The 24,771-nt window shown below is 74.2% G+C and carries 21 protein-coding genes; 12 read left to right on the forward strand and 9 right to left on the reverse strand.

All coding sequences use genetic code 11. The annotated features are described in order from the left end of the window. Positions 1–14: 14 nt before the first annotated feature. Together LWC35_RS32985 and LWC35_RS32990 are read right to left on the reverse strand one after the other, a co-directional pair. A complete protein-coding gene (locus LWC35_RS32985) occupies positions 15–788 on the reverse strand; it encodes a methyltransferase domain-containing protein (protein ID WP_232874408.1) in 774 nt (257 codons plus the stop codon). Between the two features lie 32 nt (positions 789–820). Further along, positions 821–2,482 (reverse strand): glycoside hydrolase family 13 protein, encoded by a 1,662-nt coding sequence (locus LWC35_RS32990; protein ID WP_232874409.1) that lies wholly within the window; start codon positions 2,480–2,482, stop codon positions 821–823. A gap of 63 nt (positions 2,483–2,545) precedes the next feature. Between LWC35_RS32990 and LWC35_RS32995 the strand changes: the two genes are divergently transcribed. Further along, complete coding sequence (locus LWC35_RS32995) at positions 2,546–3,553, forward strand: LacI family DNA-binding transcriptional regulator (protein WP_232874410.1); 1,008 nt, start codon at positions 2,546–2,548, stop codon at positions 3,551–3,553. Between the two features lie 233 nt (positions 3,554–3,786). On the opposite strand, the gene LWC35_RS33000 is transcribed toward LWC35_RS32995, so the two are convergent. Both LWC35_RS33000 and LWC35_RS33005 read right to left on the reverse strand, forming a co-directional pair. Beyond that, positions 3,787–5,067 (reverse strand): MFS transporter, encoded by a 1,281-nt coding sequence (locus tag LWC35_RS33000; protein ID WP_232874411.1) that lies wholly within the window; start codon positions 5,065–5,067, stop codon positions 3,787–3,789. 445 nt (positions 5,068–5,512) lie between these two features. Continuing rightward, complete coding sequence (locus tag LWC35_RS33005; protein WP_232874412.1) at positions 5,513–7,624, reverse strand: heavy metal translocating P-type ATPase; 2,112 nt, start codon at positions 7,622–7,624, stop codon at positions 5,513–5,515. A gap of 471 nt (positions 7,625–8,095) precedes the next feature. Between LWC35_RS33005 and LWC35_RS33010 the strand changes: the two genes are divergently transcribed. Next, entirely contained in the window at positions 8,096–8,287 is a 192-nt protein-coding gene (locus tag LWC35_RS33010; RefSeq protein ID WP_232874413.1) for a hypothetical protein, read from the forward strand. 65 nt (positions 8,288–8,352) lie between these two features. Here the strand turns inward: LWC35_RS33010 and LWC35_RS33015 are convergent, their stop codons facing one another. Both LWC35_RS33015 and LWC35_RS33020 read right to left on the reverse strand, forming a co-directional pair. Further along, positions 8,353–8,751, reverse strand: coding sequence for a DUF6401 family natural product biosynthesis protein (locus LWC35_RS33015; RefSeq protein ID WP_232874414.1), 399 nt, complete (start codon positions 8,749–8,751; stop codon positions 8,353–8,355). 22 nt (positions 8,752–8,773) lie between these two features. Further along, entirely contained in the window at positions 8,774–9,700 is a 927-nt protein-coding gene (locus LWC35_RS33020) for a helix-turn-helix transcriptional regulator (protein WP_232874415.1), read from the reverse strand. Between the two features lie 101 nt (positions 9,701–9,801). Between LWC35_RS33020 and LWC35_RS33025 the strand changes: the two genes are divergently transcribed. Beyond that, positions 9,802–10,518 (forward strand): SDR family NAD(P)-dependent oxidoreductase, encoded by a 717-nt coding sequence (locus LWC35_RS33025; protein WP_232874416.1) that lies wholly within the window; start codon positions 9,802–9,804, stop codon positions 10,516–10,518. A 131-nt stretch (positions 10,519–10,649) separates the two neighbouring features. After that, positions 10,650–11,816: a macrolide family glycosyltransferase gene (locus LWC35_RS33030; protein ID WP_232874417.1), complete on the forward strand. Its 1,167-nt coding sequence runs from the start codon at positions 10,650–10,652 to the stop codon at positions 11,814–11,816. Positions 11,817–12,027: 211 nt separating this feature from the next. Here LWC35_RS33030 and LWC35_RS33035 read toward each other — a convergent pair whose 3' ends face one another. Continuing rightward, complete coding sequence (locus LWC35_RS33035; RefSeq protein ID WP_232874418.1) at positions 12,028–13,077, reverse strand: alpha/beta fold hydrolase; 1,050 nt, start codon at positions 13,075–13,077, stop codon at positions 12,028–12,030. Between the two features lie 61 nt (positions 13,078–13,138). On the opposite strand from LWC35_RS33035, the gene LWC35_RS33040 reads away from it, so the two are divergent. Both LWC35_RS33040 and LWC35_RS33045 read left to right on the forward strand, forming a co-directional pair. Next, positions 13,139–14,182 carry a D-2-hydroxyacid dehydrogenase gene (locus LWC35_RS33040; protein WP_232874419.1) on the forward strand — a complete coding sequence of 348 codons (1,044 nt, stop codon included), beginning with the start codon at positions 13,139–13,141 and terminating at the stop codon, positions 14,180–14,182. 78 nt (positions 14,183–14,260) lie between these two features. Continuing rightward, entirely contained in the window at positions 14,261–14,863 is a 603-nt protein-coding gene (locus LWC35_RS33045) for a hypothetical protein (protein WP_232874420.1), read from the forward strand. 67 nt (positions 14,864–14,930) lie between these two features. Here LWC35_RS33045 and LWC35_RS33050 read toward each other — a convergent pair whose 3' ends face one another. Then, on the reverse strand, positions 14,931–16,487 hold the full coding sequence (locus tag LWC35_RS33050; protein WP_232874421.1) for a benzoate-CoA ligase family protein: 1,557 nt from the start codon (positions 16,485–16,487) through the stop codon (positions 14,931–14,933). 159 nt (positions 16,488–16,646) lie between these two features. On the opposite strand from LWC35_RS33050, the gene LWC35_RS33055 reads away from it, so the two are divergent. Both LWC35_RS33055 and LWC35_RS33060 read left to right on the forward strand, forming a co-directional pair. After that, positions 16,647–18,488 carry an AAA family ATPase gene (locus LWC35_RS33055; RefSeq protein ID WP_232874422.1) on the forward strand — a complete coding sequence of 614 codons (1,842 nt, stop codon included), beginning with the start codon at positions 16,647–16,649 and terminating at the stop codon, positions 18,486–18,488. A gap of 137 nt (positions 18,489–18,625) precedes the next feature. Beyond that, positions 18,626–19,444, forward strand: a complete 819-nt coding sequence (locus tag LWC35_RS33060) for a PIG-L family deacetylase (protein WP_232874423.1) — start codon at positions 18,626–18,628, stop codon at positions 19,442–19,444. 259 nt (positions 19,445–19,703) lie between these two features. Here LWC35_RS33060 and LWC35_RS33065 read toward each other — a convergent pair whose 3' ends face one another. Further along, complete coding sequence (locus LWC35_RS33065) at positions 19,704–20,435, reverse strand: ABC transporter permease (protein WP_372463146.1); 732 nt, start codon at positions 20,433–20,435, stop codon at positions 19,704–19,706. Positions 20,436–20,469: 34 nt separating this feature from the next. Here LWC35_RS33065 and LWC35_RS39840 point away from each other — a divergent pair, with 34 nt between their 5' ends. From LWC35_RS39840 to LWC35_RS33080, 4 genes are all read left to right on the forward strand, one after another. Beyond that, a complete protein-coding gene (locus LWC35_RS39840; RefSeq protein WP_269805220.1) occupies positions 20,470–20,601 on the forward strand; it encodes a hypothetical protein in 132 nt (43 codons plus the stop codon). Between the two features lie 209 nt (positions 20,602–20,810). Continuing rightward, positions 20,811–22,565: an aa3-type cytochrome oxidase subunit I gene (ctaD, locus tag LWC35_RS33070; RefSeq protein ID WP_232874424.1), complete on the forward strand. Its 1,755-nt coding sequence runs from the start codon at positions 20,811–20,813 to the stop codon at positions 22,563–22,565. Positions 22,566–22,609: 44 nt separating this feature from the next. Continuing rightward, a complete protein-coding gene (gene serB / locus LWC35_RS33075; protein WP_232874425.1) occupies positions 22,610–23,803 on the forward strand; it encodes a phosphoserine phosphatase SerB in 1,194 nt (397 codons plus the stop codon). Further along, positions 23,800–24,504: a peptidyl-tRNA hydrolase gene (locus LWC35_RS33080; protein WP_372463147.1), complete on the forward strand. Its 705-nt coding sequence runs from the start codon at positions 23,800–23,802 to the stop codon at positions 24,502–24,504. Before serB ends, LWC35_RS33080 begins: the two co-directional genes overlap by 4 nt. Positions 24,505–24,771 lie beyond the last annotated feature (267 nt).

The following is a 24,771-nucleotide window of genomic DNA, read 5'->3' on the forward strand; positions in this document are numbered from 1 at the left end:
GGGACGGCCCGGACTCATCGGACCGCGTGCACGGTGAGCAGGAGGTCGTCCGGCCCGGGTGGTGCGTCCGAGTGTCCGGAGCGGACGGTGACCTCGGCGAACCCCGCCGCGCGGACCGCCGACGCGATCGCCTCGGCCGACCAGAACCGGCGCACCCAGTGGTTCAGCTCGGTGTGGACCAGCACGCCGTCGACGAACAGCTCGTAGATCCCCACCCCGTGCTCGAGGCCGGTCGCCGCGTCGATCCGGTTCCCGCCGCGCGCGGTGATCACGGCGCCGTCCGGGCGGTTCCACCAGTGGACGCCGCCGGGTGCACCCGGCGGCCCCGGCCCGGTCTCGACCTCGAAGTGGAAGGAGCCGCCCTGCAACAGGTGCGCCCGGACGGCGGCCAGGGCGTCGGCGACCTCGTCGTCGCCGGCGAGGAGCCCCCAGGATCCGGCGGCACAGAACGCGGCCCGGTACCGGCGGCGCAGCCGCAGGTCCTCCGCGCGCTGCTCGTGCAGCCGGCCGGAGACGTCGAGCCCCCGGTCGCGCGCGTGCTCACGGCAGGCGTCGAGCATGGAGGGCGAGGCGTCCACCCCGTCCACGTCCACACCGGTCGCGAGCAGCGGCAGCAGGAACCGCCCGCTGCCGCACATCAGTTCCAGCACGGGCTCCGCCGCCCCGATCGCAGTGCGGTGGAACGCGAGCTCGTCGGCCGGCGCCGCCGGTTTGTCCAGGTCGTACGCCTGCGTGAGCAGGTCCCGGTACTCGGCCCGGTACCCCGACGGCTGCGCGCTCGGCTCCACCCGGGCATCGTCGGGGCGCGGCGCCGTCCGCGTCACTCCGGCATCCGGAGCAGCGGCTGCCCGACCTGCAGCCACACCGCCGTGTCCTGCGGGAGCAGCCCGTCGTCGGTCAACGGGCCGCTGGTGAGCAGCACCTCGGCGCCCTCGGGCAGGGCGAACGGGACGGCGTCCACGTTGAGCAGCAGCGCGAAGCCGGGGTCGCGGGCGAAGCCGAGGGCACCCGGCGGGACGTCGAGCCAGGTCAGCGGTCCGTCGCCCAGCGCCGGGGTCTCACGGCGGACCCGCAGCGCCCGCCGGTACAGCGCGAGCATCGACTCCGGGTCCTTGTCCTCGCGCTCCACGGTGAACCGGGAGAACCACTCGGGCTGCGGGAGCCAGGGCTGGTCGTCGCCGGGACCGAAGCCGAACGGCGGCCCGTCGCCGGACCAGGGGACCGGGACGCGGCAGCCGTCGCGGCCGCGCAGGGTGTGCCCCGACCGGCGCCAGGTCGGGTCGTCCAGCGACGCCTCCGGCAGGTCCTCGACCTCGGGCAGGCCCAGCTCGTCGCCCTGGTAGACGTACGCGCCGCCGGGCAGCGCGAAGATCAGTAGCGCCGCCGCGCGGGCGCGACGCAGGCCCAGCTCGAGGTCTGCCGGCAGGTCGATCATCGAGTCCAGCGAGGTGCCGATGCCGGCCGCGGGGTCGCGGGCGAGCCGCGAGGTGTGCCGGGCGACGTCGTGGTTGGACAGCACCCAGGTGGGCGGTGCCCCGACGACGGCGTGCTCCCGCAGCGTGCGCTCGACGGACTCGCGCAGCGCCGGGGCCAGCCAGGCCGCCTTGAGGAAGTCGAAGTTGAAGGCCGTGTGCAGCTCGTCGGGCCGCAGGTAGCGGGCGAAGCGGTCCGCCTCGGGCACCCACGCCTCGGCCACGAACACCTTCGGCGGGTCGTAGGAGTCGGCGACCGCGCGCCACTCGCGGTAGACGTCGTGCACCTCGTCGCGGTCCCAGTGCGGGTGCGGGCCCGGGTCGTGGTGCTGCTTGTCCCCGACGTCCGGGAGCCCCCGCTCCTTGATCAGCGAGTTGGCGACGTCGATGCGGAAGCCGTCCACCCCGCGGTCGAACCAGAACCGCAGCGTCTTCTCGAAGTCGGCACGGACCTCGGGGTTGTCCCAGTTCAGGTCCGGCTGCTCGACGTCGAACAGGTGCAGGTACCACTCGCCGGGCGTGCCGTCGGGCTCGGTGACACGGGTCCAGGCGCCGCCGCCGAACATCGCCTTCCAGTCGTTCGGGGGCTCGTCGCCGTGGGGCCCGCGGCCCGGCCGGAACAGGTAGCGGTCGCGCTCGGCGGAGCCCGGACCCGCCCGAAGGGCCGCGCGGAACCACTCGTGCTCGCTCGACGTGTGGTTCGGGACGATGTCGAGGATGATCCGCAGGTCGCGCTCGTGGGCCTCGCGCAGGAGCGCCTCGGCTTCGGCCAACGTGCCGAAGCGAGGGTCGATGTCACGGTAGTCGGACACGTCGTACCCGGCGTCGGCCAGTGGCGACGGGTACCAGGGATTGATCCAGATCGCGTCGACGCCCAGGTCGGCCAGGTGGTCCAGGCGCTGCCGCAGGCCGGCGACGTCGCCGATGCCGTCGCCGTTGCCGTCGGCGAAGCTGCGGATGTAGACCTGGTAGATCACGGCGCTCCGCCACCACGCGGCCGTGTCGGACATGGAACCTCCCGCTCGCGTTGCCTGTTGTTCCATACTGTTCCACAAGTGCACCGGGGAGGCGGGATGGACGGGCGACGGGCCAGCATCCGCGACGTGGCGCGCCTCGCCGGCGTCGCGCCGTCGACGGTCTCGCGGTCGCTGTCGGGGACGTCCTACGTCGCGGCCGAAACGCAGGAACGCATCCGGCGCGCGGTCGACGAGCTGGCCTACCTGCCGCCCGAGCGCGCGGTCCGGCGCGCCGCCCCGCCCGCGGTCGCGGCACTCGCCCGTTTCCCGTCGGCCTGGTTCTTCGCCGAGGCCGTCGGCGGCGTGGAGAAGGTCCTGCGCTCGGGCGGCCACCAGCTGCTCCTGCACAACGTCGGCGACCCCGAGGGGCGCGCCCACGTCTTCGCCACCCTCGAGCGGTGGGCCGTCGCCGGGCTGATCGTCGTGGCGTCGTCGTTCACCGAGAGGGAGCGGGAGGTGCTGGAGCGGCTGGCGGTGCCGATCGCGGTCGTCGGCGGGACGTTCCCGGGGAGGCCGCGGGTGGGGATCGACGACCGGGCCGGGGCCGCGACCGCGGTGCGGCACCTGGTCGGGCTGGGGCACACGGAGATCGGGCTGTTGTCCTTCGACCCGGACGACACCGTCGGGCGGGACACCACGGAGGCCCGCCGCGCCGGGTTCGCCGCCGCGCTCGCCGAGGCCGGGCTGCCGCTGCGGCCGGAGTGGGTGATCCCGGCCGGTCACGACGCCGCCGCCGGCGCCCGGGCCGCCGAACGGCTGCTCAGCGGTCCCCGGCTGCCCAGCGCCCTGCTCGCGATGTCCGACGAGATGGCGCTCGGGGCGTTGCGGACGCTCCGCCGGGCCGGGCTCGACGTGCCCGGCCAGATGTCCGTCGTCGGGTTCGACGACCAGGCGGTGGCCGAGTTCGCCGACCTCACCACCATCGCCCAGCCCGCCCGTGAGCAGGGCGAACGCGCCGCAGCGCTGCTGCTCGACGCGCTCGCCGGGCGGCTGCGGGGAGCCCCGGACGTCGACCTGCCCACGCGGTTGGTGGTGCGGGGGACGAGCGGGCCGCCGCGCGCGTGACCGGTTCCTGTCGGTGGTGCGTGCTGCACTGGGCGTGGCCTCGAAGGGAGGGCCGTCATGTTCGTGCACGGTCATCCCCGCGGGACAGGGTGGGTGAAGGGGCACTATCGCGCGCCCAACACACCCGCCGGGGAGCAGCTGGGACTCGACCTCGAGGTGGCGTGCGTCGTACCGGAGGTGCCGCGGCTTCGTGAGGAACCGGATCCGGCTGCCTGGTCCCGCGGGGCGGAGGGTCAGGCGGCCAGGTCGCGGTCGCGTGTCTCGGACAAGGCCAGCACGCAGAGGAGGCTGATCACGGCCATCAGCGAGAGGTAGAGCCCGATCGCAACACCGCCGAAGCCGCCCTCCAGCGAGGTCGCCACCAGGGGCGGCACCGCGCCGCCGAGCACGCCGCCGAGGCTGTAGGCGATCGACGCGCCGGAGTACCGCGTCCGGGTCGCGAACAGCTCGGGCAGGAAGGCGGCCATCGGGCCGAAGGACAGGCCCATGATCGCCAGCGCGCCGCCCAGCGCGACCACGACCAGGACCGGGTTCGCGGTGTCGAGCAGGGCGAACATCACCGGGCCCCACACGATCCCGGCGGCGCAGCCGGCCAGCACGACCCGGCGTCGGCCGAAGCGGTCCGACGCGGTCGCCGAGAGCGCGGTCGCGACGCCGAGGAACACCACCGCGATCATCGTGAGCAGCAGCATCTCCGTGCGGTCGATGTGCAGGACGCGGGTGCCGTAGGAGAGGCAGTAGGTCGTGGCGATGTAGAAGAGCGAGTACTGGACGATCATCGCGCCGGCGCCCAGCAGGAGCTCGCGCGGCTGGGTGCGCACCAGGTCCAGCAGGGGCACGCGGGTCTTCTCGGCGCGGGTGAACACCGGTGACTCGGCCACTCCCAGCCGCACGTACAGCCCCACCACGACCAGGAGCGCGCTGGCGAGGAACGGGACGCGCCAACCCCAGGAGGCGAAGGCGGCGTCGTCCACCAGCGTGGCGAGCAGCAGGAAGATGCCGTTCGCCGCGATGAAGCCGATCGCCGGGCCGAGCTGCGGGAACATCGTGTACAGCCCGCGGCGGCCGGGCGGGGCGTGCTCGGCGGCCAGCAGCGCCGCCCCGCCCCACTCGCCGCCGAGACCGATGCCCTGCACGAACCGCAACACCACCAGCAGGATCGGAGCCGCGACCCCGATCGACGCGTACCCGGGCAGCACGCCGACCGCCGCGGTCGCCAGCCCCATCGTGAGCAGCGAGGCGATCAACATCGACTTGCGGCCCAGCCGGTCGCCCCAGTGTCCGAACAACGCGGACCCGAGCGGGCGGGACACGAACGCCACGGCGTTGGTCGAGAAGGCGGCGAGCGTGCCGGCGACGGGGTCCAGGGTCGGGAAGAACGCGGCGTTGAGCACCAGGGCCGCCGCGATCCCGTAGGCGTAGAAGTCGAAGAACTCGATCGTCGTGCCGATGAAGCCGGCCACGGCGATGCGTCCCCTCGACACCGTGGGCTCGCCCGTCCCGCGCTCCGCCATCCCGCCTACTCCCTCCGGTCGAACGGCGGAACGGTACCTGTCGGTGGCGGCGGGGCCGGGCGGGTGTCGAGGGGGGTCCGATTCGTCTGGTTCGGGGCGGACGCCGAGTCGCGGCCACGCGCGGATGGCGCTGCACGGCCAGGGCCACGGCGTGGACCAAGAGCGCGGGCCGTGGACGGGCGGGGCCGATTTCCGCTCGTTCCGCCCGCAGCTGGTGATCGTGATGGAGCGGCGTGACGGCCCGGCATGATCGCGGATGGTGGAGCGGAGGGGTCGGATTTCGACCCGCCTGCTCCACAACTGACGATCTTGAGGGCAGGGGGCACGACGGCCCGGTCATGATCGCCGGTCGATGATCGCCGGTAGTGGGCGGGGAAGGTCGGATCTCGACCCTCCTGCTCCACGACCGGCGATCTCCTACCGGGTCCGCCCGGGGCGCCGCTGCTCAGGCCAGGTGCTCGGGGCGGAGGTCGACGCGGCGCAGGAGCTGGGCGTTGGCCGCGACGACGACGGTCGAGAGGCTCATCAAGATCGCCCCGACCGCCGGCGGCAGCACGAACCCGACCCCGGCCAGCACACCTGCGGCGAGCGGGACGCTGATCAGGTTGTAGCCCGTGGCCCACCACAGGTTCTGCAGCATCTTCCGGTAGCCGGCGCGGGACAGCGCGATCACCGACAGGACCGCCCGGGGGTCGTCCGAGGCGAGCACCACGCCGGCGGACTCGATGGCGACGTCCGTGCCGGCGCCGATCGCGATGCCGACGTCGGCGCGGGCCAGGGCGGGTGCGTCGTTGACGCCGTCGCCGACCATCGCCACCGTGTGGCCGCGTTCCTGCAGCCGCGCGACGGCCGCGTCCTTGTCCTCGGGCAGGACCTCGGCGAACACCTCGTCGACCCCCACCTCCGCCCCCACGGCCTCGGCCACCGGGCGGGCGTCACCCGTGATCATCACCGCCCGGACGCCACGGTCGTGCAGCGCGCGCACGGCGGCCTTCGACTCGGAGCGGACCGCATCGGCCAGGGCGAGCGCGCCCAGCACCGCACCGCCGCGCAGCACGTACAGCACGGTGCTGCCCGCGGCGGCCCACTCCTCGGCCTTGCCCGCCACCTCCGCCGGGAGGTCCGCCCCCGACTCGCGGAGCAGGCCGGGCCCGCCGACCGCGACCTCGGCGCCGTCGACCGTCGCCCGGACGCCGCGGCCGGTGAGGGACCGGAACTCGGTGGCCCGCGGAGGCGCGCCGCGGCCCGCGGGAACGGTCTCCCGCGCCGCCGCCACGATCGCCTTCGCCAGCGGGTGCTCGCTGTCGGCCTCGACGGCGGCGGCCAGCGACAGCGTCTCCGACGCCCCCACCGTCCCGACGACGGCGGGCCGCCCGGTCGTCAGCGTGCCGGTCTTGTCGAACAGCACGGCGTCGACCTTGCGCATCCGCTCCAGGGCCAGCCGGTCCTTCACGAGGATGCCGGTGCGCGCCGCCCGCGCCGTCGAGATGGCGATGACCAGCGGGATCGCCAGGCCCAGCGCGTGCGGGCAGGAGATCACCAGGACGGTGACGGTGCGCTCGACGGCGGACGAGGCGTCCCCGAGCAGGATCCACACCACGAACGTCACGACGGCGGCGCCGGAGGCGAACCAGAACAGCAGCGCGGCCGCGCGGTCCGCCAGCGCCTGCGCCCGGGACCGCGAGGTCTGGGCCTGCTCGACGAGCCGGCGGATCCCCGCCAGCGCGGTGTCCTCGCCGACCTTGTCCACCCGCACGCGGAGCGCGGAGTCCGTGGCCACCGTCCCGGCGACGACGCGGTCGCCCACCCGCCGCGTGACGGTCCGGGACTCCCCGGTGATCATCGACTCGTCGACCGCCGCCTCGCCGTCGACGACCACGCCGTCGGCGGGCACCCGGCCGCCCGACCGCACCAGCACGGTGTCGCCCGCGGCGAGCGCGTCGAGCGGGACCTCCTCCACGCCGGAGTCGGTGACGCGCTCGGCGGAGTCCGGCAGCAGGGCGGCCAGCGCGTCGAGGGCACCGGACGCCTGGCCGAGCGCGCGCATCTCGAGCCAGTGCCCGAGCAGCATGATGACGACGAGGAGCGCGAGCTCCCACCAGAAGTCGAGCATCAGCAGGCCGGCCGTGGTGAGCGCGCTCGCGACGAAGGCGACGGTGATCGCCAGGCCGATCAGCAGCATCATTCCCGGCTGCCGGGCCTTGATCTCCGACCAGGCGCCGGTCAGGAACGGCGCACCACCCCAGAGGAAGACGACGGTGCCGAGCAGCGGCGAGATCCACCACGTCCAGCCGGGCGGCGAGTAGCCCAGGAGGTCGGCGAACATCGGGCTGAACGCCACCACCGGCACGGCCAGCGCGAGGTTCCACCAGAACCGGTCGCGGAACTGCGCGGCGTGGTCCCCGTGGCTCCCGTGCCCGGCGGGCCCCGCGTGTCCGCCGTGCGTCTCGCGCCCGGGGTCCGCGGCGTGCCCGGCGTGAGCCGCGTGCTCGGCGACCTCGGCGTGCTCTCCGTGCGCCGCGTGCCCGAGCGGCCTGCCCGACCGTTGCTGCTCCATCGTCGCCTCCGTGTCCGCGCGAGCAGTTCGTGCCCGGCACGAACGGTATACCCCCAAGGGGTATTCCGGCACCCGTGTCGCCTCCTCGTGCGGCGCGGCGCGCGGTCGACCTTGCGTTCCCGCCGATCGCCGGCACCCTGGTCGCCGATGTGCGTCACCCTCGACCCGGCTGCGCGAGCGCGCGAGGCGTCCTCCCGCTGGGCGCGGCACGCTCGGCGCCGGCGGCACGCGCGTCGGGACCGGCGGGCACCGCGCCGTCGGCCGGCGCGCACCGGACGCGCCGACGCCTGCCGATGCACTACCGGTCGGCGTCCTCCCGTGGTGCGCTGTACGCACGACAGGTGCTGGGCCTCGCGCCGGTAGCGGAGTTCGCGGCCCGGCTGGGACGGAGGGGCTCATGACCGGAGACGGGCGGATCAGGGAGCCGGGCGCGGACTCGTCCGTGCTGCGGGCGCTCACGGCAGGTGTGCGGTGAGCGATCGCGATCGGGCGTGGCGACGACGAGCGGACGCGGCGACCGGCTCGCGGCCGGTCGGGCCGCGGGGCGGGCCCGGCGGCGGGCTGCTCGACGACATCGACGCCCTCCTGGCCGCCGACGACCCGGCCGAGGGGGCGGGCCCGGACTCACCGAAGGGTGAGGACGACCGGGAGCCCCTGCTCTGACGAGAACCCGCCGGCCGACGCTCTGAAGGCCGGCCCGGCGGGCTCGGCCCGTTCGTCGGGGGTGCCTAGACCGCGCCGCGGGAGGCGAGCTGGCACACGGCGATCAGGCGCAGTGTCGCCCAGTCCGTGGGGCGCCAGATCCCGTTCTGCGGCAACGCGATCGTCGCCCCGCTGCGGCGCTGCTCGTCGAGCAGGGAGCGGGCGTAGGCGGCCAGCCGCACGGCGCCGCCGGCCGTGGTGTGGGTCGGGGTGAGGGTGGCGACGGCGCCGCCGCCGGAGCGACGCATCCCGTCCCGCACGATGTCCCGCACGGCTGCGGCGTGCTGGTCGACGACGGCCGCGAGGCCGGGCTCGGCCGCGACCGCCCGGAGCCCGGGCCTGCCGACGGTGTCCATCAGGCGGCGGAGGAGGCGGTGGGCTTTCCACTCGACGACGGCGGCGCGTAGATCCCGCAGCAGGCTCACGCGCAAATCGTAGCCAGGGATTTCACTGGAACGGGTGATTCGTGAGCCGATCGGTCGGCGCGGCGCGCCCGTCGGAGATCGGCTCCGGTCGCCGGTCCGCCCCGCCGTTCGCCGTCCCGTCCGCCTCGATCCCGATGACCCGAAGCAGGGCGAGGGCCTCGGCCTCCGGCGTGCCCGGGGCGGCCGAGTACACGAGCAGCATCTGGTCGTCGAAGGCGTCGCGCAGGGTGTCGCAGTCGAGCGTCACGTCGCCGAGCTGGGGGTGCCGGATCTTCTTCCGGTCGCCGTGGCGCACCCGCACCGTCCGCTCGGCCCACATCTGCGCGAACCGCTCGCTGCCCTTCTCGAGGGTCGCGACCAGCCGGCGCAGCCCGGGGTCGTCGGGATAGCGGGCCGAGGCGCCGCGCAGGTCCGAGACCAGCGCCCGGTCGAGGCGGTCGCGCTCGGCGTCGTCGGCGACGACCCGGTTGCCCGGACCGAGGAAGGCGCGCCAGGCCGTGTTGCGCTCCGCCGGGGGCACCGCCGACAGGTCGCCGAGCAGGGCGGCGGCCATCGCGTTCCAGGCCAGCACGTCCATCCGGGCGTTGAGCAGCAGCACCGGCAGGTCGGTGAGCCGGTCCATCAGCCGCAGCAGGCTGGGTCGCGGCTCGACCGGGATCGTCCCCGGCGCCGGAGCCCGCACCCCGCCGAGCGCGAACAGGTGGTCCCGCTCGTCCGTGCTCAGCCGCAGCGCACGGCCGAGCGCCCCCAGCACGGCGTCGGACGGGTGGGGGCCGCGGCCCTGCTCCAGCCGCGTCAGGTAGTCGACGGAGATCCCGGCGACCTGGGCGACCTCCTCGCGCCGCAGACCGGGCGTGCGGCGCCGGGTGCCGGTCGGCAGGCCGAGGTCGGCGGGGCGCAGCCGCTCCCGCCACGTGCGCAGGGTCCTGCCGAGTTCGGTCCGGTCCACGTCCCCCAGCATGCCGGGCACCGGGCCGCCCAGCCTGGTACCGCGGGTCCCACGATCCGCCGGACCTGGTCCACCCCGACGGCCGGGCGCACCGTGGTGCCATGAGCGAGAACACGATCGCCCTGGTCACCGGGGCGAACAAGGGACTGGGTCGCGAGACGGTCCGCCGCCTCGCCGCGCTGGGCTGGACCGTGCTGCTGGGCTCGCGGGACGCCGGGCGCGGGGCCGCGACCGCCGCGGAGCTGGCGGCGGAGGGCCGGGTCGAGGTGCTGGCGATCGACGTCACCTCCGACGAGTCCGTGCAGACCGCCGCGAAGGAGGTCGAGGAGCGCTTCGGCCGGCTCGACGTACTGGTCAACAACGCCGGCATCGTCGGCCCCCGGGTGGAGGTGCCCGAGACCGGCGCCGACGCGATGCGGGAGGTCTTCGAGACCAACGTCTTCGGGCCGGTCCGGGTGACCCGCGCCTTCCTCCCGCTGCTGGAGCGCGCCGAAGCGCCGCGGATCGTGATGGTGTCCAGCGGACTCGGGTCGCTCGCGATCACCGCGGACCCGGAGCGGGTCGAGTCGCGGATCCATTCCCTGACGTACCCGTCGTCGAAGTCCGCGCTGAACATGGTCACCACGCAGTACGCCAAGGCACTTCCGCGGTTCCGGGTCAACGCCGCCGACCCCGGCTACACCGCGACGGACCTCAACGGGCACAGCGGCCCGCAGACGGTGACCGAGGGGACGGACGCGATCGTCGCACTGGCCCAGGTCGGGCCGGACGGGCCGACGGGCACCTACCGCGACCGGGCGGGGGAAATCCCGTGGTGAGCCCGAACCGGCGCCGCTAGCGTGCACGCCGTGATCCAGCAGCTCTACGGCTGACCCGACCGGTGACGACCCCGCCTCCCGTGCGGGGCCGTCCGCATGCCCGTCGCACCCGCAGAGCCCCTGGAGTCCCCTTGTCGCACATCCTCATGGCCGGCGCCGGCGCGCACGGCCACACCAACCCCCACCTGGGCGTCGTCGCCGAGCTGACCGAACGTGGCCACCGTGTGTCCTGGGTGATCCCCGAGCCGTTCGCGGCGACGGTCGCCGCGGCGGGCGCGACCCCGCTCGTCGTCGACTCGGTGGTGCCCGACGAGGCGAAGGGCGAGTCGTGGCCCGAGGACCCGGTCGCCGGAATGTCGCTGTTCCTCGACGAGGCGGAGCACGTGTACCCGCAGGTCGAGAAGGTCCTCGCCGGTGACCGGCCCGACCTCGTGCTCTACGACATCGGCGGCTACCCGGGCCGTGCGCTCGCCGCGCGGTGGTGCCTCCCGCTGGTCCAGCTCTCGCCGTCGATGGTGGCGTGGGAGGGCTTCGAGGAGGACATGGGCGAGGCGCTGGCCTTCCGGAGGACCTCGGAGCACGCCGCCTACCAGCGGCGGTTCCAGGCCTGGCTCGACGGGCTCGGCATCGCGCTCAACCCGGACGAGTTCGCCGGACGGCCGCCGCGCTGCCTCGTCGAGATCCCGCGCGTCCTGCAGCCGCACGCCGACCGGGTCGACGAGCGGGTGTACACCTTCGTCGGGCCGGCGCTGGACCGGCGGCGCGAGGAGCGGCCGGCGGGCTCGTCGGACGAGCCGATGGTGCTGGTCTCGCTGGGCTCGAACTACACGCGGCAGCCGGACTTCTACCGGGCCTGCGCGGAGGCGTTCGCGCCGTTGGGCTGGCGGGTGGTGATCGCAGCGGGCGCGCACGTGACGGCCGAGGAGATCGGGCCGGTGCCGGCCGGCGTCGAGATCCACCGGTGGGTGCCGCAGTTCGCGGCGCTCGGCCACGCCCGTGCGTTCGTGACGCACGCGGGCGCCGGCGGCTGCTCGGAGGGGCTGTACCAGGGCGTCCCGATGATCGCGGTGCCGCAGGCCGTCGACCAGTTCGGCAACGCGGCGCTGCTGGAGGCGCTCGGGGTCGGCCGGCACGTCCCGCGGGAGGAGGCGTCGCCGGCGCGCCTGCGCCAGGCACTGCTCGAACTCACCGGATCACCGGAGGTGGCGGCCCGCTGCGCGGCAGTGCGCACGGAGGTCCGGGCGGAGGGCGGCGCACGTGCCGCCGCCGACGTCGTGGAGTCCCTGCTGCCGGGGTGAGGCTCGCGCAGTATGGATCCACAACGCCTCGGGCGCGGGCGCTGGTGAGCGTTGTGGATCCATAGCGCTGGCGGGGTCGGGCGTTGGTGAGCGTTGTGGATCCACAACGCTGGCGGGTCGGGCGCTGGTGAGCGTTGTGGGCCCACCATCGGCCGAGGCGGCGGGACTCCGACGGTCCTTCACTCGTTCGTCGGGGTCAGCCGCCCACCGGTCAGGCCGCGGCGAGGAAGCCGAGGAGGACCTCGGTCCAGCGGTCCGCGGCGTCGACGTGCGGCCCGTGCCCGCTGCCCTCGAAGATCTCGACGGTCACCCGCCCGCCCGCCGCGGCGTACGCGTCGAGCACCGCGCGGATCTGGGCGACCATCGGCTGCGCGGGGAAGGCCTCCTCGCCGGGCCAGCCGGGCACCGCGCCGCTCGCGCCGAGCACGCCGAAGTCGAGCGGCGAGGCGTCGGACACGACGAGGTCGGCGCTCCCGTGCGTCCAGAGCACGGGTGGCTTCGGGTCGAGGTCCACGAGGTCGGCCCACCGGCAGTACCGGGGGGACAGCGCGTTGAGGATGCCGCGGGTGCCCGGGGCGACCCCCGGCCAGTGCGGGGAGGTCACGGTGTCGCCGGGGTAGCCGTCGTCGCCGACGAGGGTCTTGAGCACCTCCGCGACCAGGATGTCCTCGCGGTCGGGGGGCAGCTGGTAGCTCGGTGACCAGTACAGCGCGCGCATGACGTTGCGGATCGAGAAGGCGCTCTCGGCGGAGGCGTCCTGCGCCGCGAGCCGGGCGACGACCTCAGGGTTGGCCGTGCCCCCGCCGGATCCGGCGACATCGGGGGTCACGGGGGAGCCGTCGGCGCGGGCGCCGCCGTAGCCGTAGGGGGACACGGGGTCGAGGAAGGTCAGCGAGGCGACCGGGCGGTCCTTCGCGTACGCGGCGATCGCGGCGCCGGCGGTGGACCAGCCGACGAGGTGCGGCGGCCGGTCGATCCCGAGCGCGCGCAGCAGGGCGGCGGTGTCGTCGGCCCAGTCGTCCAGGCCGCGGGTGGCGTCGAGGGCCTTCGGCTCGGTGTCGCCGAAGCCGCGCATGTCCGGCGCGAGTACCCGGTACCGCTCGCCCAGCCGCGGCATCAGGTGCTCGAAGAAGCGGCCGGTGGAGAGGTTGCCGTGCAGCAGGACGAGCGGCTCGCCGTCCGCGGGGCCGGACTCCAGCAGGTGCATGCGGAGGCGGTCGGTGTCGACGGTGGCGGACCGCACCCCGGGCAGCAGCGTCATGGCGTGATCGTCGGGGGCCCGGTGGTCCGCGGTCAATCCGCCGTCCGGCAGGGTCGGGCGCGTGCGCGTCGTCCTGGCCACCCCGCTCGACGAGGAACTCTGCCGGCTCGTCGAGGAGCGGGAACCCCGTCTCACCCTCGTCCGCGAGCACGCGCTGCTCCCGCCCATGCGCTGGCCCTCCGACCACACCGGCGACCCCGGGTGGCGGCGCACGCCCGCCCAGCAGCGGCGGTTCGAGGAGCTGATCGACTCCGCCGAGGCCCTCTACGGCCTTCCGGGCGAGCACGACGCCGCCGCGCTCGCCCGCACCGTCGCGGCCAACCCGCGGCTGCGCTGGGTGCAGACGATGGCGGCCGGGGGAGGGGCCACGGTCCGGGCCGCCGGGCTCACTGCCGCGCAGCTCGAGCGGGTCGTGTTCACGACGACCGCGGGCGTCCACGGTGGTCCGCTCGCGGAGTTCGCCGTGTTCGGGCTGCTCGCGGGCGCGAAGACCGTGCCGCGGCTGCAGGCCCGGCAGCGCGCGCACGAGTGGGGGCCGCGGTGGTTCATGGGGCAGCTCGCCGACCAGGTGGTGCTCGTGCTGGGCCTGGGCGGGATCGGCCGCGAGGTCGTGCGGCGCCTGCGCCCCTTCGGCTGCCGGGTGCTCGGGACCGCGCGCCGGCCCGGTCCGCCCCCGGAGGGCGTCGACGAGCTGGTGCACCCCGCGGACCTCGCCGACGTGGTCGGGCGGGTCGACGGGATCGTCGTGACGCTGCCGGCGACGCCCGCGACCGAGCGCATGATCGGTCCGGAGGTCCTCGCGGCCGTGCGTCCCGGCTGCACGCTGGTCAACGTCGGGCGCGGGTCGGTGATCGACGAACCGGCCCTGGTGGAGGCCCTGCGCGACGGGCGGATCGGGTTCGCCGCACTCGACGTGGTCGCCCGGGAACCGCTCGATCCCGCGAGTCCGTTGTGGGACCTCGAGAACGTGCTGATCAGCCCGCACACCGCCACCCTCGACCGGCAGGAGGACCGACGGATCGCGGAGCTGTTCGCGGACAACGCCTCCCGGCTGCTCGACGGCCGGCCGCTGCGCAACGTCGTGGACACGGTGGAGTTCTACTGAGCGCGAACTGAGAGCGGTGCTCTTGACTCGGACGTGTCGCCGCTCCATTGTGTGAGCACTGCTCACAAAGGAGGCCCGATGTCCGCCACGTTCGCCGCTCCCGACGCGGTCCGCACCGCCCCGGATGCCCCCTCGCCCCGGGGCGCGGGCCTCGTCGTCGCCGGTGCGCTCCTCGTCGCCCACCCGGCCCTACGGCCCTACGGCGACGCGACGGTCGACGGGATGGCGGCCGCCTTCGCCTCCCCGGCGTGGCTCGTCTCGCATCTGGCCGCCGTGGCCGGGTTCGTGCTGGTCGGCCTGGGGATCCGGCCGCTGTCGCGGGCGGCCGCCGCGATGTGGTGGATCGGGGCCGGGCTCGTCCTGCCCTACTACGGCGCCGAGGCGTTCGCGCTGCACGCGCTCGGGCTGCACAGCTCGGGCGCGGCCCTGGCGGCGGCCGCCGACGCGGTGCGCAACGGCCCCGTGCAGCTCACCGCGTTCGGGGCCGGGCTGCTGCTGTTCGCCGCGTCCGCGGTGCTGGTCGCGGTCCGGGGGCGGGCGCTCGCGCTGCCGTTCGCGCTCGCGATGGTGCTGTTCCTGCCGCAGTTCTTCCTGCCGCCGGCGCTGCGGATCGCGCACGGTGTGCTGCTCGGCGTCGGCTGCGTGCTGCTGGCGGCCGCCGTGCACCGCAGGGCCGGCTGACACCCACGACCGGCGCCCCGCACACGAGTCGAGGCTCCTGTGCCGGCGCCGATCCCGTGTGCCGGCGCTACGCGGTGACGGGGTGGTTCTGGCGCAGCCGGTACCGCTGCACCTTCCCGGTCGCGGTCTTCGGCAGCTCCTCGACCACGACCACCGACCGCGGGCGCTTGAACGAGGCCAGGCCCGCCTTGCAGAAGGCCACCACCTCGTCCGGGTCGACCACCGCGCCGGGCCGCGGCACGACGTAGGCCACCGGCTTGTCGAGACCGTCGGCGTCCGGGATCCCGACGACGACCGCCTCGGCGAGGGCCGGGTGCTCCAGCAGCCGGGACTCCACCTCGGCCGGCGCGACCCAGATCCCGCCGACCTTGAGCACGTCGTCCGTGCGGCCGAGACAGGTGAGGCTGCCGTCGTCGTTGCGCACGTACTGGTCCCCGGTCCGCATCCACTCGCCCTGGAACACCTGCCGGTTCACGGCGGTGCGGCACCAGTAGCCGGTGCAGATCGAGTCCCCGGAGATCCACAGCATCCCGGACTCGCCGGTCCCGGTGATCACCGTGCCGTCCGTGCGGCGCAGCTCGATCTCGTAGCCGGGCACCGGGAACCCCGAGCTGCCCGGGACGACGGCGCCGGGCCGGTTGGAGATGAAGATGTGCAGCGCCTCGGTGGAGCCGATGCCGTCGAGGATCTCGACGCCGAAGCGGTCCCGGATCCCGGTGAACATCCGGGCCGGCAGGGTCTCGCCGGCCGAGACGCCCTGGCGGACGCCGGCGAGGGCGTCGTCGGGCACCTCGCTGGCCAGCAGCGGGCCCCAGAAGCTGGGCACGCCGAACAGCAGCGTGGCGCCGTACTTCTGGGCGTCGCCCGCGATCAGGTCGGGGGTCGGACGGGCGGGCTGCAGGACCGCGGAGGCGCCGACCGACAGCGGGAAGAAGAGGGAGTTGCCGATGCCGTAGGCGAAGAAGAGCTTGGCGACGGAGAGGCAGACGTCGTCGGGCCGGATGCCGAGGACCTGCTTGCCGTAGGTCTCGGCGACGTACCGGATGTCGGCGTGGCGGTGCATGGCGCCCTTGGGTCTGCCGGTGGTGCCGGAGGTGTAGAGCCACAGGGCCGGCGACTCGTCCCAGGTGGGGTGTGCGGCCTCGCGCGGCGGGCCCGCCGCGAGCATCTGGTCCCAGGTCAGGGCGGTGACACCGGGCGCGGGGGCGACCGGGTCGGCGCCGGCGAGGACGAGCTGCCGCAGGTCGGGCGCGCCGGCGGCCGCGCTGTGCACGGCCTCGGTGAACTGGTGGCTGCCGATCAGCACCCGGGCCCGCGAGTCGACGACGAGCGTGCTCAGCTCGGCGCCGGTGAGCATCGTGGAGCACGGCACGGCGACCGCGCCCAGGTATATCGTGGCGAGGATGCCGGTGAGGAGCTCGACGTCGTCGGCCATGCAGAGCACGACCCGCTCCTCGGGGCGCACGCCGATCCCGGCCAGCCCGCCCGCGACCCGGCGGACCTCGGCGACGAGCTCCGCGTAGGTGAGGGTGCCCCGCGGGTGGTGAACCGCAGTGCGGGCGCCGTCGCCCGCCGACACCCGGCTTTCGGTCAGGTACTCCGCAGCGTTGAAGAGTTCGCTCATGAACCGGGCTCCTGTGCCTGTTCGGGTGGTCGAACTCTACAGCGAGATCACGCGCCGTCAACGACGCGTAGAAGATCGCCTCTCCCGTGCGTCGCGGCGATTTGCTACCAATGACCTGGGGGCCCGGCGCCGGTGCCCGCCCCCCTGGAGGAGGTACGCGTGACGACTGCCCCGCCGACGCCCGTCGTCGGACTCCGTCGTGAGCGGGAGGTGCTCACCGTCGCGCTGGCGACCGGCCGGCACGTCGTGCTCGAAGGGCCGCCCGGCACGGGCAAGTCCACCCTGCTGCGTTCGATCGCGCGCGAGGGCGGGCAGCACGTCGTGTTCGTCGAGGGCAACGCCGAGCTCACGCCGGCCCGCCTGATCGGCGCGTTCGACCCGGCCCAGGTGCTCAACGAGGGCTACCTGCCGGCGAGCTTCGTCGACGGCCCGCTGCTGACCGCCATGCGCGAGGGCGGGCTCCTCTACCTCGAGGAGCTCAACCGGGTCCCCGAGGAGACGCTCAACGTCCTGATCACGGTCCTCACCGAGGGCGAGATCGCCGTGCCCCGGCTCGGGACGGTCACCGCGGGACCGGGCTTCCGGCTGATCGCCGCGATGAACCCGTTCGACGCCATCGGCACGGCCCGGGTCAGCCAGGCCATCGCCGACCGGATGTGCCGGGTGGTGCTCGGCTACCAGTCCGAGGACGCCGAGCGCGCCATCACCACCTCGGTGAGCGGGGTGGACGGCTGGGTCAACGAGCTCTCCGTCGGCCTCACCCGGGCCACCCGCGAGCACCGTGACCTCCGGATGGGCTCCTCCGTCCGCGGTGCGATCGACCTCGCGCACGTGCTCACGGGGCTCGCGCAGCTGCGCGGCGAGGACAAGCCGGCCCGCGAGACCGCGCGCGACGCGGCGCACGCCGCCCTGTCCGGCCGGATCAAGGTCGCCGACGGGCTGGACCGCACCCCCGAGTCGGTGATCGACGAGCTCCTCGAACGGCTGTGGCCGGAGGACGCGCCGGAGCCGACCGACCGCGAGGAGTCCGACCCGGGAAAAGCTGACGGCCCCCCTCCTCCGGGATCGGGGGGCCAGTCCGGTCGGGACAAGCCCTCGCCCAGCCGTGGCCAGCGGACGATGGGCCGCGGCGAGCTGGGCTCGCGGCACGAGCAGTTCGAGGAGATCTCCCCGGAGGTCGGGCAGCTCGACGAGCAGGCGTTCGACGCCGCCCTCGCCGAGAGCCCCGAGCAGGCCGCCGCGCTGCTCGCCGACCTCGCCGTGGCCACGGACGCGACCTTGCGGGCCCAGGCGCGCAAGCTCGCCGGCCGGGTGTTCATCCAGCTCGGCAAGGTCGGGCCGGCGAAGGCACGGGGGACCCGGAAGATCGCCCCGGCCAAGGGCGGCGACGGGGACCTCGACCTGGACCGCACGCTCGACAACTGGCAGCCGACGGCGAGCCGGCGGCCGCGGCCCGACGAGATCGTCACCCGGGGCTGGACGGCGCACCGCCGCGCGGTGTCACTCGTCGTCGACATCTCGGGGTCGATGCAGGGGCTGGCCGTGGCGCTGGCGGCGGTGTCCGCGGCGGGCGTCGTGCTGGCGTCGGAGTCCGGCTCGGGGAAGCTCGAGCCGGGCGTGCTGGCCTTCGGGTCGCAGGTGCGCACCCTCCAGCGGCAGGGCGTGCGCCGGCCGCCGGACGAGCTGATCGGCGAGCTGGTGGCCCTGCGCGGGCACGGCACCACGGACGTCGCGGCGGCGCTGCGCGAGGCGTCGGTGCAGCTGGCGGGGGCGGTGGCCGACGAGCGGATGGTCGTGCTGCTGTCGGACTGCCTGCACACCTCCGGGGACGACCCGCTCACCGCCCTCGGCGGGATCGACCGGCTGCACGTGCTCTGCCCGCTGCCGGACGAGGACGCCGAGAAGGCCGCCCGCGCGCTCGCGGCCAGGGGTGGCGGGAGCTACCAGGCGGTGCGGCGGCTGGCCGACATCGCCCCGGCACTGACCACGATCCTCTGCTGAGACGCGCTATGGAACCATAATGCGCAGAACCTGCCCCATTTTCGGCGTTATGGAACCATAATGCGAGAAATGGGGCCGGTTCTGCGCGTTGTGGTTCCATGATGCCGGGCCCTGCGGGGGCGGTAGGGTCGACTGTCGTGGGGACCATCGTCAGTTTCCAGGCCCATCCCGACGACGAGTCGATCACCACCGCGGGCACGCTCGCCAAGGCCGCCAAGGCCGGGCACCGCGTGGTGCTGGTCTTCGCGACCCGCGGCGAGCTCGGCGAGCCCGTGCCCGGGGTGCTGGCCGAGGGTGAGCAGCTCGCCGTCCGGCGCTCCGCGGAGTGCTTCGAGTCGGCCAAGGTCCTCGGCGTCGCGCGCGTGGAGTTCCTCGGGTACGTCGACTCCGGGATGATGGGCGAGCCGACCAACGACGCCCCGTACTGCTTCTGGCAGGCGGGCGTCGAGCACGCGGCGCGCCGGCTGGCGGTGATCCTCGAGGAGGAGGAGCCGGACGTCCTCACCACCTACGACGACAACGGCGGCTACGGCCACCCCGACCACATCCAGGTCCACCGGGTGGGGAAGCGGGCGGCGGAGCTGGCCGGGGTCCCGGTCGTCGCGCAGAACACGATCAACCGGGACTGGCTGATGCGCGGGATGCGGGGGCTGCAGGCCTCCGGCGAGATCCCCGAGGGCTGGGACACCCCGGACGAGACCATCCCGCCGCCGACCTTCGGCAAGCCCGAGGCCGAGATCACCCACCGGGTCGAGGCCGTGGACTTCGCGGAGCAGAAACGCGCGTCGATGCGGGCGCACGCCAGCCAGATGGGCCCCGAGCACTTCATGCTCGCGATGCCGGACCCGATCTTCGCGATGGGCTTCGGCACGGAGTTCTACATCGTCACCGACCCGCCGAGCCCCGCCGCGGCGCCGGAGGTCTTCACGGAACTCTTCCTGCCGATGCACCCCTGAGTGCCGCCCTCGCCCGGCCTGCCCGCGGGTGACGGGGCCACCCGTGCGGGGGTGGCTCGGGCGCAGGCCGGCTCGGGCGCCTCCGGGCGGAGGCCGTGCGGCACACCCCCTCGGGCTCGGCACAGCAGGTCGGACCTCCCAGACGTGTCGTGGCGCACCGCACACCTGCGAGATCAGCCTCCCGCCGGGTGTGGCGCGGGCGGGGAGGTGTGGCGGCCGTCCGGAGATGCGGCCACACGGTGCGTCGGCGGGCGCGTGTCTAGGTCCGCACGAGGCCCCGGCAGACCAGCTCGACGGTCAGGGCCACCGCCACCGTCTCGACGGCGAGCAGCAGCACCAGCACGAGCAGCTGGACCGCGCCGGCCTGGATCGGGGAGGCGCCGCCGAGGAGCATGCCGACGTAGGCGCCCGGCAGTGTGACGAGCCCGACGGTCCGGGTCTGGTCGAGCGCGGGCACCAGAGCCTGGGCCGCGCTCGGCCGGGCGATCTCCACGTTCGCGTCGCGGGGGAGGAAGCCCAGGGACAGCGCCGCCTCGACCTCGCCCCGGCGCGCGATCAGCTCGTCGCGCATCCGCCTGCCCGCCAACGAGGTCGCCGTCATCGCCCCGCCGACGAGGATGCCGGCCGTCGGGATCACGGCGATCCCGGTCGGCGGCACCACCCCGCCCGCCACCAGCAACGCGACGACGGGCAGCGGGCCCGCGGCGATCGGCAGCACCACCCACCACCCGCTCCGGTGCCGGGTCAACCGGCGCGCGGAGGTGAAGGCCGCCACCGCGACCATCAGCAGCACGAACAGCGCACTGGTGCCCAGCGAGCGCACCACGACGCCGATCAGCAGCGACACCGCGCCGAGCTGGACGACCGCGCGCGCCGCCGCCAGCACGGCCGCGCGGGCGGTTCCCAACCGGGCGAGCAGGGCGACCGCCGCCGCGAGCAGCACCGCGAGCGCGGCGGCCACGGCGAGACCGGGTCCGGCGTTGAGCGTCACGCCGGAATTGTGGGTGGGGAGGGCGGCCGGTGCCGTGACCGCGCCGCAGGTTCCTCCCCTCCGCGCCGAACTGCGGGCGCGGGACGCCCGCCGGCACGACACGGGGACCTTCTCGCAGGCCGAGGGCGCGGTCGCGGCGGTCGAGCTCGCGCCGCGGGACGGGTGACCCCACCGTCGGGGGAGGTGTCGATCGACGCCTGGCCCCCCGCGGTTGGGCGTTCTACCCTCCGTAGAGCACAATGCCCGTGCGAACCGCGCCCGCTCCCCCTCGGCGCAGCCCGAGAGCGTGCGGTCCGGTTGGCGGGAGATAGAGTCCGGACCTGGCCCACCACCTTGAGCCAGTGAGGTTCAGCGAGGTCCAGTGCAGGAGGCACAGTGACAGCCGTCGCGCCCAAGCCGATCACGACGCGCCCGTATCCGGCGCGTCGGACGGGTAAGGGTTCCACGTTCCTGAAGATGCTGCGGACGACGGACCCCAAGGACATCTCGATCCTGTACATGGTCACGTCGTTCGCCTTCTTCATGGCCGGCGGGGCGATGGCGCTGCTGATCCGCGGCGAGCTCGCGCGGCCCGGGCAGCAGTTCCTGTCGAGCGAGCAGTACAACCAGCTGTTCACCATGCACGGCACGATCATGCTGCTGCTCTACGCGACGCCGATCCTGTTCGGCTTCGCGAACTACATCGTCCCGCTGCAGATCGGCGCGCCCGACGTCGCCTTCCCGCGGCTGAACGCCTTCTCCTACTGGCTGTTCCTGTTCGGCGGGCTCACGGTCCTCTCGGGCTTCCTCACCCCGGGCGGCGCCGCGGACTTCGGCTGGTTCGCCTACACCCCGCTCTCCGACGCGATCCGCTCGCCGGGCGCCGGCGCGGACCTGTGGATCATGGGCCTCGCGGTCAGCGGTCTGGGCACGATCCTGGGTGGCGTCAACTTCGTGACCACGATCGTCTGCATGCGCGCCCCGGGCATGACGATGTTCCGGATGCCGATCTTCACCTGGAACATCTTCATCACGTCGCTGCTGATCCTGATCGCGTTCCCGGTGCTCACGGCCGCCCTGTTCGGCCTCGCGGCGGACCGCCACCTGGGTGCCCACGTGTTCGACCCGGCCAACGGCGGCGTGATCCTCTGGCAGCACCTGTTCTGGTTCTTCGGCCATCCCGAGGTCTACATCGTGGCGCTGCCGTTCTTCGGCATCGTGTCCGAGATCTTCCCGGTCTTCTCGCGCAAGCCGATCTTCGGCTACAAGACGCTGGTCTACGCGACGATCGCCATCGCGGCCCTGTCCGTCGCCGTGTGGGCGCACCACATGTACGCGACCGGCGCGGTGCTGCTGGCCTTCTTCTCCTTCACGACGTTCCTCATCGCGATCCCGACGGGCATCAAGTTCGTCAACTGGATCGGCACGATGTGGAAGGGCAAGCTCACCTTCGAGACGCCGATGCTGTTCTCCGTCGGCTTCCTCGCCACGTTCCTGTTCGGCGGGCTCACGGGCGTGCTGCTGGCCTCGCCGCCGATCGACTTCCACGTGTCCGACACGTACTTCGTGGTGGCGCACTTCCACTACGTGCTGTTCGGGACGATCGTGTTCGCGACCTACGCGGGCATCTACTTCTGGTTCCCGAAGATGACCGGCCGGATGCTCGACGAGACGCTGGGCAAGTTCCACTTCTGGACCACGTTCGTCGGCTTCCACCTGACCTTCCTGGTGCAGCACTGGCTGGGCAACGAGGGCATGCCGCGCCGCTACGTCGACTACCTGCCGACGGACGGGTTCACCACGCTGAACACGATCAGCTCGATCGGCGCGTTCGTGCTGGGCGCCTCCACGCTGCCGTTCATCTGGAACGTGTTCCGCAGCTACCGCTACGGCCGGGTGGTCACCGTCGACGACCCGTGGGGTCACGGCAACTCGCTGGAGTGGGCCACGAGCTGCCCGCCGCCGCGGCACAACTTCACCGAGCTGCCCCGGATCCGCTCCGAGCGCCCGGCGTTCGAGCTGCACTACCCGCACCTGGTGGAGCGGGCCCGGGCCGAGGCGCACGTCGGGGGGCACGCCGCGCCGTCCGAGCACGTCACGCAGATCGTCGGCCGGGAGAACCAGCCCGACGACGACCCGCGCTCCCGGTAGTAGTGCCACAGCCCGATCAGGCCCGGTCGACCGTCCTCGTGACGGTGACCGGGCCCGACCGTCCCGGCGTCAGCTCGGTGCTGTTCACCGTGCTGACCCGGTACGCCGTCGAGCTGCTGGACGTCGAGCAGGTCGTGATCCGCGGCCGGCTCACCCTGGGCGCCCTCGTCGCCGTCGCGCACGATCCCGAGGAGCTGCAGGAGGCCGTCGAGGCCGCGATGCACAGCATCGGGATGCAGGTCCACACCTCGCTCGGCACGGACGGGCAGGTCCGGCGGCAGTCCACGCACGCCGTCGTCGTGCTCGGCCGGCCGATCACCGCGCGCGCGTTCGGGATGGTGGCGCAGGCGCTGGCCGACGTCGGGGCGAACATCGACTCCATCCGCCGCGTCGCGGACTACCCGGTCACGGGGCTGGAGCTGGAGGTCTCGCCGAACCCCGACGACCCCGAGCAGCCGCACGGCACGTTGCGCACCAAGCTCGTCGAGGTCGCCCGCGAGGCGGGCGTCGACGTCGCGGTGGAGCGCGTCGGGCTGGCCCGGCGCAGCAAGCGGCTCATCGTCTTCGACGTCGACTCCACGCTCGTGCAGGGCGAGGTCATCGAGATGCTGGCCGCGCGGGCCGGCGCCGAGGACGAGGTCCGCCGGGTCACCGAGGCCGCGATGCGCGGCGAGCTGGACTTCGCGCAGTCCCTGCGGGCGCGCGTCGCCACGCTGAAGGGGCTGCCGGCGTCGGTCATCGACGAGGTCGCCGCCGAGCTCGAGCTGATGCCCGGCGCCCGCACCACCATCCGCACGCTCAAGCGGCTGGGGTTCCGCACCGGCGTGGTCTCCGGCGGGTTCACCCAGGTGATCGAGGGCCTGGTCACCGAGCTCGGCCTCGACTTCTGCGCGGCCAACACCCTCGAGATCGCCGACGGCCGGCTCACCGGCCGCGTGGTCGGCGAGATCGTCGACCGGCCGGGCAAGGCGGAGGCGTTGCGCCGCTTCGCCGCCGAGCACCAGGTCCCGGTGGAGCAGACCGTCGCCGTGGGCGACGGCGCCAACGACATCGACATGCTCTCCGCGGCCGGGCTGGGGGTCGCGTTCAACGCCAAGCCCGCCCTCCGCGAGATCGCCGACACCGCGCTCTCGCAGCCCTACCTCGACGTCGTGCTGTTCGTGCTGGGCATCACGCGGGACGAGGTCGAGCGCGCCGACGCGGCGGAGGGCGTCCTGCGGCGGGTGCCGATCGCGTGAACGCCGCCGAGCTCGAGGAGCCTCGCGAGCCGGTGCTCGCCCCGCTGGGCGCACGCTACTCCGGGGCGCCCGCGGTGATCCCGCCCGAGGTCGACGGCGTGGTCCGGGCGATGCCGGTCATCCTGCGGATCGAGCGCGAGCAGCCGCCGCGGACGGCGCTGCTCGAGGCGGCCGCGCAGGCCGCGCTCGCGGTGTGCGTGGACCCGCGGGCGCAGGGGGAGTGGTACGAGCCGCTGCGCGCGTGGGTCGACGGCCGCATCCGCAAGATCGCCCGGCGGGCCCGCGGGGCGCACTGGGCCGCCGTGCAGGAGCTGCCCGGCGTCACGGTCGAGGTCGGCGGCGCCGAGGCCCGGGCCCTGTTGCCCGGCCCCGTCGACGCCGTCCCGAGGACGGTGGCGCGGCTGCAGATCGGTGGCACGGACCTGCCGCCGGACGAGCCGGGGCCGGTGCCCGAGGGCATCCCGCTGATCGTGCTCAACCCGGCCGTGGACATGACGGTCGGCAAGGCCGCCGCCCAGGTCGGGCACGCGTCGATGATCCTCGCCGCGGTGCGTGGCTGGGCGGAGGCGCCGCGGTTCGCCGTGCGCCGCGACCCCGCGCTGTGGGAGGCCCTCCTCGCCCGTGACGACGTCGTGTGCGTCCGGGACGCGGGCTTCACCGAGGTCGACCCCGGCACCATCACCTGCGCCGCCGCGGACTGACGCGGCTCCACGACGCGTCCAGGGGCCCGTCTGCCGTGCGTCATGGAGCCATGACGCGGCGTGAGGCCTGTCGGGAGTGCGTTATGGAGCCATAACGCGTGATGAACCGTCCCATCCACGCGTTATGGCTCCGTAGTGTTTGTTCGGCAGGGGGGCTCAGGCGTCCCGGAGGCGGGAGAGGGCGGCGCGGACCTTCTCCGGGTCGTGGGTCTGCCAGAACGGCGGGAGCGACGCGCGGAGGAAGCCGCCGTAGCGGGCGGGGGGGGG

Source organism: Pseudonocardia kujensis (genome assembly GCF_021283305.1).
GTDB lineage: Bacteria > Actinomycetota > Actinomycetes > Mycobacteriales > Pseudonocardiaceae > Pseudonocardia > Pseudonocardia kujensis.

Excerpts from the sequence above, each read along its gene's own strand:
- LWC35_RS32990 (WP_232874409.1), bottom strand. The coding sequence starts at position 2,482 with ATGTCCGACACGGCCGCGTGGTGGCGGAGCGCCGTGATCTACCAGGTC.
- LWC35_RS32995 (WP_232874410.1), top strand. The coding sequence starts at position 2,546 with ATGGACGGGCGACGGGCCAGCATCCGCGACGTGGCGCGCCTCGCCGGC.
- LWC35_RS33000 (WP_232874411.1), bottom strand. The coding sequence starts at position 5,067 with ATGGCGGAGCGCGGGACGGGCGAGCCCACGGTGTCGAGGGGACGCATC.
- LWC35_RS33005 (WP_232874412.1), bottom strand. The coding sequence starts at position 7,624 with ATGGAGCAGCAACGGTCGGGCAGGCCGCTCGGGCACGCGGCGCACGGA.
- LWC35_RS33025 (WP_232874416.1), top strand. The coding sequence starts at position 9,802 with ATGAGCGAGAACACGATCGCCCTGGTCACCGGGGCGAACAAGGGACTG.
- LWC35_RS33035 (WP_232874418.1), bottom strand. The coding sequence starts at position 13,077 with ATGACGCTGCTGCCCGGGGTGCGGTCCGCCACCGTCGACACCGACCGC.
- LWC35_RS33045 (WP_232874420.1), top strand. The coding sequence starts at position 14,261 with ATGTCCGCCACGTTCGCCGCTCCCGACGCGGTCCGCACCGCCCCGGAT.
- LWC35_RS33050 (WP_232874421.1), bottom strand. The coding sequence starts at position 16,487 with ATGAGCGAACTCTTCAACGCTGCGGAGTACCTGACCGAAAGCCGGGTG.